The organism is Pseudomonas sp. FG98 (genome assembly GCF_057808595.1).
Map to the genome: position 1 here is coordinate 24,929 of NZ_JBMDIJ010000058.1, position 16,562 is coordinate 41,490.

A 16,562-nucleotide genomic window follows, 5' to 3' on the forward strand; every position below is an offset into this window, starting at 1 on the left:
TGACCCGTTTTTTTCACCCTCGCGGCTCATTAGCCTGAACGCCCCATTCAAGGACGAGAGGGCGCCAGCATGGCCGCTATCCCCGCAGTCGAAACAGCCGATATCCACTACCAGACCGTCAGCCAGCGCGTGCCGCCGCACCTGCTGCAGGCTACGCCAGAGCAACGCCAGGCCTTGCGCGCGGCCTTGCCAGCGGCGCTGCCCTGGCTGGCCGCCAGCAGCGCCAGGTACCCCGAGGTGATCCAGGCGCTACAGGCCGAGCAACAGCGTCACCAGGCCCATGCCAAGGCCGTGTCGGAATTTCTCGAGCAATTGCCCAGCGCCGAAGCCTTTGCCGAACCGCTGCTGCGCCAGGCGCTGAAAAACACCTTCGGCCTGGACCTCGATGTCCGCCGGACCTTCCTGTTCAATGCCGCGCGAGCGAGTGTCGATGAATCGCGGATCAATGGCGGCGACCCGGTAGCCAATGCCTTCCAGATCGTGAAGATGGCCACCCAGTCGCTGCTGCTGTCGGCCCTGCAGAACTTCGAAGCGTTCGAGGCCGAGGAGGGTGGCATGCAGGATGGCCGCCGCACCTCGCTGATCTTCACCAGCGACACCGGGCAGATCCTCGATCCCAGCCACGACGTGCCGCTGCTCCCGGAACGCTTCGCCCTGCTATGTCGCACGCTGGATCTGGGCGGTCGCTACCAGCAACTGATCGACACGGCCTTCCGTCCGGCACCCGTCGGCGGTGAAAGCGCCGAGGCCGCTGCCAGCGCCCGCCAGGCCCATTTCAAGCTGTTCGAGCAATCGAGTTTTCGCCTGACCGTACACCTGGCCTTCCTGCAGGGCACGATCGACCGGACGCTATACGACGACCTGCTGCAGGCCGGCGAAAAGCATGACCCTTCCGGCGGCTGCAGCCTGAGCCTGTGCGAGGTGGAGCTGTCGGGCATCGTGCTGTTTGCCCGTGGCCAGCGCGTGGTGGTGTACATGCCCGAGGAGCCGCAGCAGCCCTTGCAAGCGTTCGATTCGCTGGCGGTGTTTCAGGACTCGCTGCGGCTGCGCCTGAAGGAGCCGGCGTGGCGCGCCTACTTCATGGGCTTCATCCCGGCCCGCGAGCGCGCCACGCTGATGCGCCGGATCCAGCGCATTCTCTATCCCCGGGTGTGGAATCCGGGTGGCTGGTATGAAGAGCAGTTCGACGCCCAGGCCGACCTGCGCCTGGCCATGCCACGCATCAGCGAGTCGCTGTTCGACGCCCTGCTGCGCCGCAGGATTGCCCAGCTCAAGGATGACAGCCTGTTCCATGCGGTTCCCACCGCCACGCAGGATCACAAGTCCGTCGAGGACAAGGTGCGCTACTTCCTCGAGATCGGTTTCAACGCCCTCAATTTCGCTGCGTTCGCCGTGCCGGTGCTGGGCCAGGTGATGCTGGTGGTCAATGCGGCGCTGCTCGGCTACGAGGTGTACGAGGGCTTCGACAGCCTGGCCAAGGGCGAGCGCGAGCAAGCCTGGAACTACTTCATGGACGTTGTGGAAAACCTCGCGCTGATGGCTGCGCTTGGCGTGGTCGGCGGCGCCCAGGCGCGCTTTACCGGCAACCTGCCGGTGGCGGTGCGCAGCATGCGCCCGGTGACCCTGGGCGACGGCAGTGTGCGCTTGTGGAAACCGGACCTGACGCCCTTCGCCTATGACATCGAACTGCCCAGCTGGCTGCGCCAGGGCGACAACGGCCTGTACCACCACGAGGGACGCGACTGGTTGCGCCTGGAAGGGCGTTACTACTCGGTGCGCACCCTGCTGGGCGAACAGCCGGCCTACGTCCTCGAACACCCGTCACGGCCGGGCGCCTACGAGCCATCGATCCGGCACAACGGCAATGGCGGCTGGTGGCACGAACTGGAAACACCGGAGCAGTGGCGCGGCATGCAGCTGTTCAGTCGCCTCGGCCCCTTTGAGGCGGAGATCTCCGAGGCCATGGCCCTGCGTGCGCTGCGCATCAGCGGCGTCAGCGAAGCGCATTTGCGCCAGAGCCTGCTGGACAGCCGCCGGCCGCCGGCGCTGTTGAGCGATACCCTGCGCCGGTTGAGCCTGGAGGATGTGCTGCGGCAGTTGTCCTTCGAGGAGGGCGAGAAGCCTGCTGGTCCTTCCCTGGTGCAGGGCTTTGCCCTCGGCTACGAGCGGATGCAGGCGCCGCTGTCGGCGGCGGGGCAAGTGGTGCAGCGCCAGTTCGCCAGCCTGCCTAACGCGATCATCGAGGAAGTCATCACCGAGGCCACGCCAGCGGAGGCTCAAGCGCTGGGCAGCGGGCGCGTGCCGCTGCGCCTGGCCGAAGAGGTCCGGCTCTACCAGCAGCAGGTACGCATCGCCCGCGCCTGCGAAGGCCTTTACCTGAACGTCGAGGCCAACCTCGACAGCGCCCGGGTCCTGCTGCATGGCCTGGAGGCATTGCCAGGCTGGCCGGAGGGTCTGCGTATCGGCTTGTACGATGCTGCTCCGGAGGGGCCGCTGCTGACCGCAATCGGCACGGCAAGCGGCGAGGAACTGGCTCTGGTCTGGCGCGGCCAGTTGCCCAAGGACTTCTGTCAGGCATTGTTCGACGTGCTGCCGGCCGCAGCCCGCACGCAACTCGGCCTCGAAGATGCCGCCGCGCTGCGCCGGGCCCTGCAGGAACAGCCCATGGCGCCCCGTCAGCAGTTGCGCCAATGGCTGGGCATGGCGGCGCTCAAGCCCGGATTCCGTTCGCCCATGCGTCTGTCCGACGGGCGTATCGGTTATCCCCTCAGCGGACAAGGCCAGCCGTTCTTCACCGAGGACGAGTTGCTGGACAAGCTGCGCCTGCTGGAGCTGGACGATATGCATGTCGAGGATGTCCTCCAGGCCTTGTACCGGACTGGCCTGGAGCGCACGGCGATCGCTGCGCGCCTGGACGGGCTGCTCGACGAAAGGCTGCAACTGGGTGAAGCCCTGGATCGCTGGATCATGGACTCGGCCACCCAGACCCTCGGCGAATCGCACCAGCACAGCCGCGAGCGTATCGGTGCTGCCTTGTGGCAGCACTGGCGCAGCAATCTGCTCCCCGAACTCGGGCGGCCAGAAACGCCGTTGCATCTGGCGCGGGTTCACCTGGCGGACCTGCCGGCGCAGTTGCCGGAGTTTTTCCGCCAGCGGGTGGTCTCGATGGTGCTCAGCGAGGTCAATCAGAGGGCCGGCGCGCCCTTCGAACGCCTTATCCGCGAGCCGCAATTGCAGGCACTGGCCGAGCGGTTCACGCATGTCACGGCGTTGCATATCTTCAGCGGCGAGTGGCAGATCGGACTGCCGCAGATGATCGCCCGCACCTGGCCGCAACTGCGCGGGCTGGGCCTGCGCGAAGTGGGTGTGCGTGAACTGGGCGGACTGGTGATCGGCTATCAGGATGTGCGTGCGCTGGCCCAGTTGCCGCGCCTGCGCTGGCTGGAGCTGCGCGGCTGCCGTCTGCTCGATTGGCCGATTCCCGCGCTGGACGGCCTGACCCTGGATTACCTGGGCCTCGAATATCTGGGCCTGGCGGCGTGGCCGCAGTGGCTGGATACCGTGGCGTTGGCCCGGATCGGCGAGCTATCGCTGGTGGGCAACTGCCTGGCCGAACTGCCGCCGGATATCCTCGACGACGCCGAGCCGCTCGCCGTGCCGATGCGTGTTGCGCTGCAGGGCAACCAGTTCAATACCCAGGCCTTGCTCGACCTGCGCCTCGCCGAACAGGTCCACCGCCGCTTTGCCTTCGACCTGAACCTGTCCGCCACGGTCGAAGCCGATCTGGGCCTGCTCGTCGAGGAGCACAGCCAGTTGCAGGCGACCTTGCAGGCGTGGGTCGACGACAGCACCGCGACCACGCCGCTGACGCCCGAGCGCCACGGCTATCGGCAGAGGGTGGCCAGGGTGCTGCTGAATTTCTGGCGCGAGGACCTGTACCTCTCCGGCACGGCGCTGCTGCATCTCGAGGATGTGGTGTTGGCGGATTTTCCCGAGCAGTTGCCGGCGTTCTTCGCGACCCGTGTCCAGCGCCTGGAAATGACCCGTTTCGATGCGACAACGGCAAGCCTGGAAGACTTCCTCGGGCGCTTCCCGTTGCTCGCCGAGCTGTCGCTGGTGGCCGGGCGTCCGGCCCTGACGCAGGTTCCCGCCAGCCTGGCGAGTCTGGCTCATCTTCGCGAAGTGGCGCTGGTGCGCATGGGCATGACCATCGACCAGGCGGCCATGGAGGCCCTGGGTCGTATCCCGTTGCTGACGTCGTTGCAGCTCGATGGCAATCGCCTGGGTGAAATCACCGATGTCTCTCAGTTCCAGGGCCGCTTCCTCGATTACCTCGGTTTGGCGCAGATGCACATAGCGGTATGGCCGGCGTGGCTCGACAGCTTGATTCCCCACGGCATCGAACTGCTGGGCCTGGATGACAATCGGCTCACGGAACTGCCCGGCATGCTTCTGGATAACCACTATGTCGATAACGGCGCGACGGATATCTCGCTGCGCAACAACCCGCTGAGCCGCGAGACCATGATCCGCGCCTTCACCTCGCAGCATGCCAACCGTCCTTATTCCTTCAGCATGACCTTGCCCGAAGACATCGCGGCGATGGAGGCGCGGCCGCACTCGTCGGACTCCGAGGCTTCGGAGACCACGCCGGAGGAGGCCAGCCAGTCGCCCGAAGATCCTTTCGACAATTGGCAGACCGGGGATGTCGAGGCGGATGCCCAGCACCGTCTGATCTGGCAGCGCATGGCCACGCGCGGCGATGCCGGGTCGCTGCTGGCGCTGGTCTCGCGTTTGCGCCAGAGCGCCGATTACCGCACGGCGAGCCGACGCGCCGAGCTGGTGACGCGGGTCTGGACCGTGCTGGCAGCGGCGGACCAGGACACCGACCTGCGCCTGACCCTCAATGGCATGGCCGAGGAACCCTTGATTCAACTGCATTACCAGGACACCTGTCTTGACGGGATTCGCCTGGAGTTCAACCAGATGGAGCTGCAGGTGCATACCCGCCAGGCCTTGCGCGACGTGGGCACGGAGAATCGCGGCGCGACGCTGTTCCGCCTGATGCGCGGGCTGTTCCGTGCCCAGACCCTCGACCGCATTGCCCGCGAGCGCGCCGGCATTCGCGACGAAGCGGAAGTGCGCCTGGCCTACCGCTTGCGCTGGGCCGAGCAACTGGAACTGCCGGTACCGCCGCGCAGCATGCTCTACCGCAGCGAGGCGGAGATCGCCCCGGGCGAACTGAACCAGGCGTTGCAGCGCTTGCAGCAGGAAGAAAGCGGACAGGGCCTGCTCGGCTTCGCTGCCGATTGCGACTTCTGGAGTGCCTATCTGCGCGAGGCCTTCAGCGAGCGCTTCCAGGCACTCAGGGAGGCCTATGAAGCGTCGGTGCTGGCGGTCGTCGACCTCTGGCCCGATGAGTCGGCGGAGCAGTCGGCGCCCCGTATCAGGGCCCTGGAGGACAAGTTCAAGGCCGACGAGCGCAGCCTGCTCGAACACTTGACCCTGGAGCAGGCGATGGCCGGCGTGTAGGCAGGTTTGCCCTTGCCGGCGCCAAGGCCGGCAGGGGCAACTGCGGGGTGTTATCTATGTGCCCCCGACCTCACCCCTGCGCTGACTAGGCTGGAGCGCCCTTATCAGCCAGAACAGGTGATTCACATGTCGACAGCGGAAAGCTCCACGACTTCGACGGACGAGGCGGCGAGCCGTCATCGGCAGGGCTACGCCACCATCAGCAAACACACACCGCAATGGCTGCTGGAGGCGACCCGCGAAGCACGCCGGGTCGGCCACGAACAAGGCATGGCGGCACTCCCCTGGGTGCTCACGGCGACCCGTGAGATGCCCGAAGTGGTCGCCCGTCTGCACGACGATTACCGCGAGCATGTTGCCCTGGGAGCCCAGGTCGAGGCCTGGCTGGGCGCCTTGCCCGATCCCGAGCGCTTTGCCGAGCCCTTGCTCATAAGCTTGCTGCAGAGCCATCTGGGCGAGGCGGTGGATGTACGGCGGACCTGGTTGTTCCATCCGCGACGGATGCGCACGGACGACTCCTTTCTCAGCGCATCGAGGGACTGGGCAGTGGAAACCTTCAAGGCCTTCCGCCTGGCCTGCCGGCCACTGCTGAGCGTGGCCCTGCAGAACTTCGAGGCCTGGGAAAGCGAGCCCGAGGGCATGGACCTGCCGGTGACCAAGGCGCAGATCTTCAAGGCCAGCCCGGGACAACCGCTGTGGGGAGGGGAGGTCCTGGCGATCGCCCCGCACCGTTTCGCCGGGCTGTGTCGCCAGCTCGATCTCGGCCGCCGCTACCAGGAGTTGATCCAGCAGCACTTCGATCCTGCCGCCGCAGGTGACGAGCCAGGCCGGGAGTCTACCCGGCAGCGCCGCCGGGTTTTCGAACGCCACGAGCAGACCGGGCTGCTGCTGCACCTGCATCTGGCACGCATGCAGGGGCACATCGGCCAGCCGCTGTACCAGGCCATGCTGGCGTTGCTGCGCGAGGGCCAGGCGACCCTTGACGGCGTGGCCCTGGAAAGCGCCGGCCTGAGCCTGTGGAAGGTCGAACTGAGCGGCATCGTCGTGTTCGCCTGGGAGCGTGCGGTCGACAGCGCGCCGGACAGCCGGGTGCTGTACATCCCGGGAGATCCCGAGCAACCGCTCAAGGAGTTCGACTCCTTCATCGAGGTGTGCGGGCACCTGCGCGACCGGTTGCTGCAGGACGACTACCTGGCCTTCTTCCAGGGCTTCATTCCTGCGCGGCATCGCGCCGAGGTCCTGGACAAGCTGCGCCAGGCCTTTCACCCCAAGGTCTGGAACCCCGGTGGCTGGTACGAGGAAGTGCTGGATCGCCAGGCCAGCCTGCCCTTCCACGAGACGCTGCTGGCGGGACCGTTGCAGGCCAGCCTGCTGGCGCGAAAGCTCGAGCGGCTCAAGGACGACGGTTTGTTTGTCGCGGTGCCGACCGCCGAGGAGGATCACAAGAGCCTCGAAGAGAAACTCGAATACTTCGCCCAGGATGCCCTGCTGATAGCGAACACCCTGGCCTTCGCGGTGCCGGTGGTGGGCGCGGCGATGATGGTGTTCAGCGCCGCGCAGTTGGCCCACGAAGTCTACGAAGGCATTGGCGAATGGACCCGGGATGAGCGTGAGCAGGCCTGGACCTACCTGTTCGACGTGGTCGAGAACCTCGCCCTGGTTGCCGCCCTCGGTGGCGCGGCAAGCGCGCCACCGGGCATCGCAGTGCGCGAAATGCCCGACCTGCTGCATCCGGCGCGCCTGGCCGATGGCCGCATCCGTTTCTGGTCCCGGGACCTCAAGCCATTCGCCCACGACCAGCTCCTGCCCGCCGAGCTGAAACCCGATGCGCAAGGTCTCTACGTCTACCAGGGCAAGCGCTGGCTGCCCCTGGACGGACGTATCCATGCGGTGGGCGGTGACGCCGAGGCTGGCTACTATCTCCAGCATCCTCGCCGGGCCGATGCCTACCGGCCGGGCCTGCGTTATCAGGGGGAGGGGGTGTGGCTGCATGAGCTGGACCGGCCGCGGGAATGGGCAGGCGTGGCATTGTTCCAGCGTTTGGGCGCAGCCGCCCGGGATCTTGACGAAGTCCAGGCACAGCGGCTGCTGGTGATCAGCGGCTGCCACGAGGCCGAACTGCGCCGGGCGCTGGCTGATGGACAGCACCCGCCAGCCTTGCTGATGGACTGCCTGGAACGCTATCGGATCCACCGCGAGCTGCTGGCGCGAGGCGAGCCCCTGACTCCTGAACACTTCAATCGCCTGTTCGACATGCTCTACCAGGATCCGGCGCCGCCAGCGGCCGCCCTGGTCCCGCTGCTAAGGGACTTCGGCGGGTTGCCCCGACGTCTGGCGGAGGAGCTGCTGGAGCACGCCAGTGCAGCGGAGCGGACGCTGCTCGAGGAGCAGCAGCGGGTGCCGCCGCGGCTTGCCGAGGAAGCCCGCCACTATCTGCAGGCGGTGCGCCTGGCGCGGGCCTACGAAGGGCTGTACCTGGATCCGCTGTCGAACAACGACAGTACCCGGCTGATCCTGCACAGCCTGGCCGGGCTGCCGGGCTGGGCCGAGCAGTACCGCATCGAGATCCGCGGCCTGCGCGCCGACGGGCCGCTGCTCGATAGCATCGGCCCGTCCCCGGCGGTGCATCGACGGGTGCTGGTCAAGAGTGCCGACGGCTATCGCCTGGCGGAGGAGCCCCAGGGCGATGCCGTGGATCTGTTCGGCGCGGTACTGGCGACCCTGACTTCGGCGCAACGCAGCGCCCTCGGCTTGCGCGTGGCCGAGGACAGCCAGGGCTTGCGTCAACGGGTCCTGGCCCGTCCACTGGCGCGGCCGGAGTTGCGCAAGGTCCTGCATATGCAGCCGGTCCGCCCGGCCACGCGCTCGCCCATGCGCCTGGCCAACGGGCGGCCGGGTTATCCGCTGAGCGGGCGCGGACAACTGGCGGCGCTGCCGGCGGAGAACACCCTGCTGGACAAGATCCGCCTGCTGGAATTGCCGGATGTGTTCCCGCGCGACCTGCTGCAGCAGTTGCGTGGCATCAATCTTGGCGACGAAGCCATCGACCTGCGCCTGGGGCTGCTGCTCGACGAGCGCGAGCAACTGCAACACCTGCTGCCGCTGGGCGACATGTCGCCACGCCTCGCCGGCGAGGGGCCGGCACCGAACGATCGGCAATTGATCGAGCTGGCCCTGTGGCAACACTGGCGTGACAACCTGCTCCCGGAAATCGGTCGCACCGGGGTGCCGTTGCGCCTGTTCGCGGTTTCGCTGGAGGACTTTCCCGGGGAACTGCCCGATTTCTTCCGCCTGCGTGTGCAAGGGCTTGAGCTGTCCGGGGTGTCGCTGCCGCCGGCAACCATGACTGCGGGCGAGGATGGTGCATTGCGCCTGGAGGATCCGCTGGCGCAGATGCTACGGCGCTTTCCCCGGGTCACCGCGCTGGAGATCGATGCCCTGGAGAACCGCTCGGTGCATGACCTGCCACGGGTCGTGGTCGGTGCCTATCCGCGCCTGGCCGAACTGCGCCTGCTCAACCTGCATCTGCCGTTGGGCCAGGAGGTGCTGGACGAACTGGGCCGCTTGAGCGAGCTGCGCCATCTGGACCTGAGCGGCAATCGACCGAGCCACTTGCCGGTGCGCCTCAGCGAAAGCCTGCAACTGGACTTTCTCGGTCTCGATCGCCTTGGCCTGGAGCACTGGCCGGAGTGGCTGGACAGTGATGCGCTGGAGGGTATCGATGCGCTATCGCTGCGTGACAACCGTCTGGTCGGCCTGCCGCCACACCTGCAACGCAACCCGGCGAGCGCCGATCACTCGACCTGGGTGTCGCTGCGCGGCAACCTGCTGTCCCAGCAGGCGCTGATCGGCATTCGTATCGGTACCTGGCGCGGTCGGCGTTTCCGCTTCGACGTGGAGATCCCGCCGGCAGTGGAGAGCACCGTGCAGGCCATGATGCGCGAGCGCGACGCGCTGTCCGGCTCCATCGACGGTTGGCTCGGTACCTCGGAGGTCAGTGCGGAGCGGCTGAGCGCCCGCCGCTCGCTGGGTAACGCGCTGGTGGAGAGCTGGACGAGCCAGGGCGAGGTAGCAAACACGCGACCGCTGTTGCTCGAGGACACCCGTCTGGAGGATTTCCCCCATGCCTTGCCGGAGTTTTTCTACGAGCGCATCAACCGCCTCGAACTGATCCGGCCCCTAGGCAACGTGGAACAGCTGGAGCGCTTGATCGGCCGCTTCGGACGCCTGGAGCATCTGAGTATCAGCGGCTTCCGTCTCGATCGCTTGCCTCCGGTGCTGGCAGATCTGGGCCAGTTGCGGCAGTTGTCGGTGGTCGATGCGCACCTGCTGGTCGACCAGGCCAGCATCGATCTGCTGGCGCGCCTGCCGGCCCTGGCCGCCCTGGATCTCAGCGGCAACCGCCTGGGCGAGATCAGCGATGTTTCGGCCTTCGGGCGCCTGCTGTTCAGTCGCCTGGCCCTGGAACGCATGGACATCGGTCATTGGCCGAGCTGGCTCGATCCCTTGCTGCCGGAGCGCATCCAGCACCTGAACCTCAATCACAACCGCCTTTCTGCGCTGCCGTCGTACCTGCTGGAAAACGCCGAAAGCCTGAGCGGTACCTGCGAAATCGCCCTGGAAGGCAATCCGCTGAGCGAGGAAACCCTGATGTCCGCGCACTTGTCCGAGGGCCTGACGCGTCCCTACAGTTTTCGCCTCGACTTGCCCGAGCATATCAATCGCCTGGGTGGCAGCCACTGGTCCAGTTCCGGCGGGGCCAGCTCCGGTGGTGCGTCGGAAGCGGAGCTGATCCGCGTGGATATCTGGCTCGACCGCGCCGGCCCCGCCGCTGACACCCGCCGTCAGCTCTGGCACCAGCTCGAAGCGAGCGACGATGCCGATGACCTGCTGCGACTGATCGGCCGCCTGCGGCATACCGCCGAATACCGCAACGGCCTGACCCGGCCCGACCTGATCGAGCGGGTCTGGCAGGTACTGGACGCCAGTGCCGAGGACCCGGAGCTGCGCCTGGTGCTCAACGGCATGGCCGAGGAGCCGTTGCGCCAGTTGCGCGAGTTCGACACCTGTCCGGACGGTATCCGCCTCGAATTCAACCAGATGGAAGTGTTGGTCTTCACCCATCAGGCCTTGCGTGCGGTGGACGCCGCGCAGCGTGGATCGACCCTGTATCGCCTGATGCGCCGCCTCTACCGCTTGCAGGAACTGGACAACATCGCCCGGGTGGAGGCGGCGGGGCGCGATGAAGCGGAGGTCCGCCTGGCCTATCGGCTGAACCTGGCCAACGAGCTGGACCTGCCGCTGGCGCCGCAGCAGATGCTGTATGCCGGCTCTGCCAACCTGCATGCCGGCGAGCTGGACAGCGCAGCGGCACGGGTTCGCGTTGGCGAGGCCGGGCAGGGGCTGCTGGGCTATGCCGCGCAGCGCGATTTCTGGCTGGACTATCTGCGTGATGCCTACGGCGAGCGCTTTCAGGTCATCCGTGAACGCTTCGAGGGCAAGGTGCTCGGCCTGGTCGACCTGTATCCGGATGACACGCCGGTGCAGAGCAGCGAGCGGATCCAGGCGTTGATCGAACAACGCAAACGGGACGAAGCCAACCTGGTCAGGGAACTGACTCACCAGGAAGGCTTGCGCCAGGCGCAGCCCTGACCCCGGCTGCCGGTTGAGTCAGTGCCCGGCCAGGTACGTCGTGACCTTGGCGCGCACCTCATCCGGCAGCCAGTCGCGCCAGATCTGCGGGTGCTCCTTGAGGAACGCCCGTGCCGCCAGGGCCGGGTCCTGGCGCTCCTCGCTCATGCGCGCCAGCACGGCGTTGAGGGTGTCGATGGGCAGGTCGACCTTGCTGAAAAAGCTCACCAGGTCCGGATACTGCTCATGGAACGCCTTGGATACGCCGATGGACAGCTTCGCCGGCAACGAGCGGCTGCCCTTGGGTGCGGGGTTGCTGGCGTCGGTCAGGGTCGCCCAGGCCTGGGCATCGAAGGCTGGCTCTTCCAGGCGCACCAGCTTGAAGCGGCCCATCAACGGGGTGGGTGACCAGTAGTAGAACAGTACCGGCTTGCCGCGGCGGATCGACGAGGTCACTTCCGCGTCCAGGGCCGCACCCGAGCCGCTGCGGAAATTGTTGTACAGGCCGTCCAGGCCATAGGCCTTGAGCTTCTGGCTGTTCACGGTTTCCGAGGTCCAGCCGCTGGGGCTGTTGAGGAAACGGCCCTTGCCCGGCGCCTCGGGGTCGGCGAAGACCTTGGCGTAGCGCTGCAGGTCGCTGACCGAGCGCAGCTCCGGTGCCAGTGGCGCAAGGCCCCGCGCCGGGTCGCCCTTGATCACGAATTCCGGCACGTACCAGCCTTCGTCGGCGTTCTTCACCGTATCGCCAAGGGCCAGCACCTCGCCGGCCTGCTCCGCCTTGATCCAGGCCGGGCTGCGGCCGGCCCATTCCTCGCCGATCACCTGGATATCGTTGCGCGCCAGGGCTACCTCCATGCTTACCGTGCTGCCGGGCAGGGTGTCGGTGGGATAGCCGTAGCCGTGCTCGACGATCAGGCGCAGCACTTCGGTGGTGAAGCTTCCGCTTTCCCAGGTGATCTCGCCGAAATGGATGGGCGCGCGCGGCGCAGCCAGGGCGGACAGGCCGAAAAGAGCGGTACACAGCAGCAGGGCCAGGCGTTTCATGGGCGGTGGCTCGTGAGAGGGGTGGGCTCAGTGTAGACAGCGCACGGCGCGACAAGACTCCAATGGAAAACCGCCAGCGCCAGCGCGCGGTTTTCCCCGTGGCGGTGGCTGTTCTCCCATGCCTCGCAGCGAGCGTGGCGACAGACGCTGATCGGCGTCGCTGCTGTAGTAGCGCTCCCCTTGCGCAGCGGAGTTCACCCGATGAAGAAGATCTGGACCACCTCGAGCCCTCACGGCATTCTCGATCATTCCTACCCCACGTCCGCGGCTACCGAAGAGTGCTGCCGGGTGGCGCATTTCAAGGGCAGCCTGTACTGCGTGTATGTCGACGGCCTGCGCGAGCTGGGCACGGTCAAGGTGATCCGCAAGGCCTCCAACGCCGGCCTGTGGAGCGAGCCGACCAGCGTCAGCGAGATCACCCCGCGCTGGGCGCCGTGCATTTTCACGTTCAAGGACCAGTTGCACGTGATCTATGCCAGCACCCTGGGCAGCACCCTCCTGCTCACCCTGGATGAGCCTTCCGGGCTGTTCGTGCTCAACCGCACCCTGGATATCTTCCTGGAGATGACCCCGGCCGTGGCTGTTCTGGACGGGCGCCTGCACCTGTTCCATCACGTCCACGACAACCCGGTGAATATCTGGCAACGCTCGACCCTCGACCTCAAGGAGTGGACTCGATCCACCCTGGTCAAGAGCGACGGCGCGCACCCGCTGCGCAGCCACTTGAGTCCGGTGGCGATCGCCTACCAGCGCCTGCTTCACCTGGTCTACAAGGATGCCGACGGCGGCTTCTACCTGCTCAAGTTCGATGGCGTGCGCCAGTGGTCGCGGGCGCAATTGCTGTTTCGCGACGACTACCCCAGCTCGCCGGCTGTGGCGGTGCACAACGGCCTGCTGAAACTGCTGTTCACCCAGGCGAGCGCGGATACGCCGGCGGCCGGTGCCCACTACGACATCCATCAGTACGGCTACGACGGCAATGTGCTCGGGCCCCGGGTAACCAGTACCGCGCTGGGCGCGACCAACAGCCCCGGCGCAGCGGTGCAGGACGGTATCCTGCACGTGCTCTACCGCGGCATGCCCTCATAACCCTTGGTGGATGCTGCCCATGCCGATCGATAACACGATACGCCGCTACATCGATACCCACCTGGTCGAGGGGCTGGACGACGAGGTGTTCTTCAACGAAACCGAGGTCATCCTGCTGGATATCCTCGAACTGCTCGGCTCCTCCCCCGACCATGCCCAGCCGACCGCTTCCTACCTGGCCTATGTCATTTCCCGGCAATACATGCGCAGCGCCAACCAGGCCCAGCAGTGTCGCTTCGCCCAGCGCCTGACCCTGCTGCTGCGGCGCCTGTACAACAGCGACGAGGTCCTTGCCCTGATCGCCCGGGGGCGGCAGGGCGATGTGTTCGCCGTGCTGCTGGTGCTGTACCGCCTGCACTACGTGCTGATAATGAACGGCCTGCAGGCGGAACGCGGTCCGCTGGACCTGGACACCGGCGACCCGTTGCGCCTGCTGCAGTTCGTGGTCGGGGCCAGCCAGGGGCCATGGCAGGGGCTTGTCCAGTTGCAGGGCGGGCTGCGTGACTACTATCACGCGCGCATCCGCAGCCAGGACGGCGCGCGTCGCATCGAGATCGGTCGCACGCGCCCCGGCGCGGTGGGGCTGGAACTGCGCCTGGCCACCTGGAACATGCAGGGCACTGCGGCCACTGCCGAAAGCAAATGGCGCACCCGCCTGCTGCAACTGGCCCGGCTCAATGATGTGGTGGTGATCCAGGAAGCGGGGGCGCCGCCAAGTTCCGCCGAGCTGGTGGTGCGGATGGACGTGCCCGACCAGTTCGGCAGCCATCAGGAAGTCGAGCAGTACCTGTGGCAGGCCGGCAGCGCCACCCGCCCGGAGGCGTACCAGGTGTACTTTCTCGATGTGCAGCGGCTGCGGGTCAACCTGGCGGTGGTGATACGCGCCGACGCCCAGCTGGATGTGCGGGATGTGCGGGTCATCGCCGACGGCGTACCGCAGTCCGGCATGTTGCCGCTGGCCCGCCCGGCCCTGGGCGTGCGCTTGCGCCGACGTGGCACGGGGGCGGCGGTGAACCCGCAGGAGGTGACGGTGTACAACTTCCACGCCTTGTCCGGCGGTGGCTACAACGCGCCGCGGATGATCCGCGAGATCAGCTGGCACACCGACACGCCGTACGTGGTCCTCGGCGATTTCAACCGCGATCCGCGACCACCGGCCAGCGGTTCGGGCAACTGGGTTTCGCCCGAGGACCTGGCGCGCATCCTCCCGGCCAGCGGCGCTACCCATCCGGCCACCGCACCGCAGCGCATGCTCGACTACGCCCTGGTCAACGGCAGCACCGGGCCGATCGCGCCCGGGGTGGTGGATGCGCCGGGGCCGTCCGATCACCTGGCGGTGAGCTACGTCATGCACTTCTCCTGACGCCTCGCGCCCGCGCCGGCCGTTGCCATAAGCGGGCCGGCGCCGCATAGTCGGAGGCATTTCCGACTGCAAGGAGCTCTGCCCGATGTTGATCGACGCTTCCCGTGCCACGCTGCTGGTCATCGATGTTCAGGAAAAACTGATCGGCGCGGTCAGCGACCCCGCCGGTACCCTGGCGCGGACCCGCTGGCTGCTGGCCGCCACTGCCGAACTGGGCCTCCCGACAGTGATTTCCGAGCAATACCCCAAGGGCCTCGGGCATACCGTGACCGAGTTGCTGGAGGCGGCGCCGGGTGCGCAAGTCGTGGAAAAACTGCATTTCTCCTGCGTTGCCGGTGAATGCCTGCCGGCGTCCTTGCTGGCCCGCGAGCAGGTGATCGTCTGCGGCATGGAAACCCATGTCTGCGTGCTGCAGACCGTGCTGGAGCTGCTGGAGGGCGGCAAGCAGGTGTTCGTCGTCGCCGATGCCTGTGACAGCCGCAGCCCCGACAGCAAGGCTGCAGGCCTGGCACGCATGCAGGGCGCCGGGGCACAGATCGTTACCCGCGAGATGGTCCTGTTCGAGCTGATGCGCAGCGCCGGGCACGAGAAATTCCGCCATATCAGCAAGACCTTCCTGGTCGGGGAGCAGCCCTGAAAGCCCGCTGGCTGGCGCTGGCGGCGCTGGTCCTGCTGGCCGGTTGCATGGGCCAGCGTGGCGTGCAGACAGAGCCGCCGGAACAGGTGCGGGCGCGGATCGCCGCGTTGCTGCCAGCCTCGGTCAACGACCGCCAGGGCTGGGCGCGGGATATCGAAACGGCCTTCAGCGCACAGAAGCTCGACCCTAGCCAGTCGAATCTCTGCGCGGTGCTGGCGGTGACCGAGCAGGAGTCCACCTTCACCGCCGACCCCAAGGTGCCCAACCTCGGCCGTATCGCCCGCGACGAAATCGACCGCCGTGCCGCCAAGGCCTTCGTGCCCAAGGCCCTGGTCGACGTCGCGCTGGACACCCGCTCGGGCAACGGCAAGACCTGGAACCAGCGCCTGGCCGCCGTGCGCAGCGAGCGGGAGCTGAGCGGGCTGTACGACGAACTGACCGGCTTGCTGCCGCTGGGGCGCACGCTGCTTGGCGGTTTCAACCCGGTGCGCACCGGCGGGCCGATGCAGGTCAGCATCGACTTTGCCGAGGCCAATGCCCGCGACTACCCCTACCGGCATGACGGCACGCTGCGCCAGGAAGTCTTCACCCGGCGCGGTGGCATGTATTTCGGCATCGCCCATCTGCTCGGCTATCCGGCCGATTACCCCAGCCCGCTATACCGCTTCGCCGATTTCAACGCAGGCTGGTACGCCAGTCGCAACGCGGCGTTCCAGGCGGCCTTGAGCCGGGTGAGCGGGGTGGAACTGGCCCTGGATGGCGACCTGATCGCCCATGGTTCGCTGCTGCCGGGGAGCACGGAAAAAGCCGCGCGGCGTCTTGGCGAGCGTTTCGGCATGCGCAATCCGACGATTCGCAGTCAGTTGGAGAAGGGCGATGGTGATGAATTCGAGGAAACCCGCCTGTACCAGCAGGTGTTCGCCCTGGCCGACCAGATGGCCGGCAAGCGGGTGGCGCGGGAGGTGCTGCCGGGGATCAGGCTGGAAAGCCCGAAGATCACCCGGCAACTGACCACGGCGTGGTTTGCCAGGCGGGTGGATGAGCGTTATCAGCGCTGCATGAGGCGCTAGATTTCGAGGGCCTCATCGCTGGCAATCAGATCCCGGTCGGCCGCAAGATCCGGGTCAGGCAAAAGACCTGTGGGAGCTGGCGTTGCCAGCGATGAGGCCAGCAAGATCGATGTCGAAGTTGCCGGCCTCATCGTCGGCAATGCCGACTCCCACAAGGATCCTGGTCGGCCGCTGGATCCGGGCCAGGCAAAGGACC

Annotated in this window: 7 protein-coding genes; 6 read left to right on the plus strand and 1 reads right to left on the minus strand. The window is 66.9% G+C overall.

Annotated features, from left to right (window positions below; all coding sequences use genetic code 11):
- The first annotated feature begins 69 nt into the window (after nucleotides 1–69).
- Both ACODSK_RS24435 and ACODSK_RS24440 read left to right on the plus strand, forming a co-directional pair.
- Nucleotides 70–5,532: an NEL-type E3 ubiquitin ligase domain-containing protein gene (locus ACODSK_RS24435; RefSeq protein WP_489019661.1), complete on the plus strand. Its 5,463-nt coding sequence runs from the start codon at nucleotides 70–72 to the stop codon at nucleotides 5,530–5,532.
- Between the two features lie 126 nt (nucleotides 5,533–5,658).
- Nucleotides 5,659–11,184 carry an NEL-type E3 ubiquitin ligase domain-containing protein gene (locus ACODSK_RS24440; RefSeq protein WP_489019662.1) on the plus strand — a complete coding sequence of 1,842 codons (5,526 nt, stop codon included), beginning with the start codon at nucleotides 5,659–5,661 and terminating at the stop codon, nucleotides 11,182–11,184.
- A gap of 18 nt (nucleotides 11,185–11,202) precedes the next feature.
- Here ACODSK_RS24440 and ACODSK_RS24445 read toward each other — a convergent pair whose 3' ends face one another.
- Complete coding sequence (locus ACODSK_RS24445; protein WP_489019663.1) at nucleotides 11,203–12,207, minus strand: ABC transporter substrate-binding protein; 1,005 nt, start codon at nucleotides 12,205–12,207, stop codon at nucleotides 11,203–11,205.
- 201 nt (nucleotides 12,208–12,408) lie between these two features.
- Here ACODSK_RS24445 and ACODSK_RS24450 point away from each other — a divergent pair, with 201 nt between their 5' ends.
- From ACODSK_RS24450 to ACODSK_RS24465, 4 genes are all read left to right on the plus strand, one after another.
- Nucleotides 12,409–13,296: a hypothetical protein gene (locus tag ACODSK_RS24450; protein ID WP_489019664.1), complete on the plus strand. Its 888-nt coding sequence runs from the start codon at nucleotides 12,409–12,411 to the stop codon at nucleotides 13,294–13,296.
- Nucleotides 13,297–13,315: 19 nt separating this feature from the next.
- A complete protein-coding gene (locus ACODSK_RS24455; protein ID WP_489019665.1) occupies nucleotides 13,316–14,659 on the plus strand; it encodes an endonuclease/exonuclease/phosphatase family protein in 1,344 nt (447 codons plus the stop codon).
- 85 nt (nucleotides 14,660–14,744) lie between these two features.
- Complete coding sequence (locus tag ACODSK_RS24460; protein ID WP_489019666.1) at nucleotides 14,745–15,296, plus strand: hydrolase; 552 nt, start codon at nucleotides 14,745–14,747, stop codon at nucleotides 15,294–15,296.
- A 47-nt stretch (nucleotides 15,297–15,343) separates the two neighbouring features.
- The gene (locus ACODSK_RS24465) at nucleotides 15,344–16,366 is read left to right on the plus strand and encodes a DUF1615 domain-containing protein (protein ID WP_489019667.1); all 1,023 of its coding nucleotides are present in this window, start codon (nucleotides 15,344–15,346) and stop codon (nucleotides 16,364–16,366) included.
- The last annotated feature ends 196 nt before the right edge of the window (nucleotides 16,367–16,562 follow it).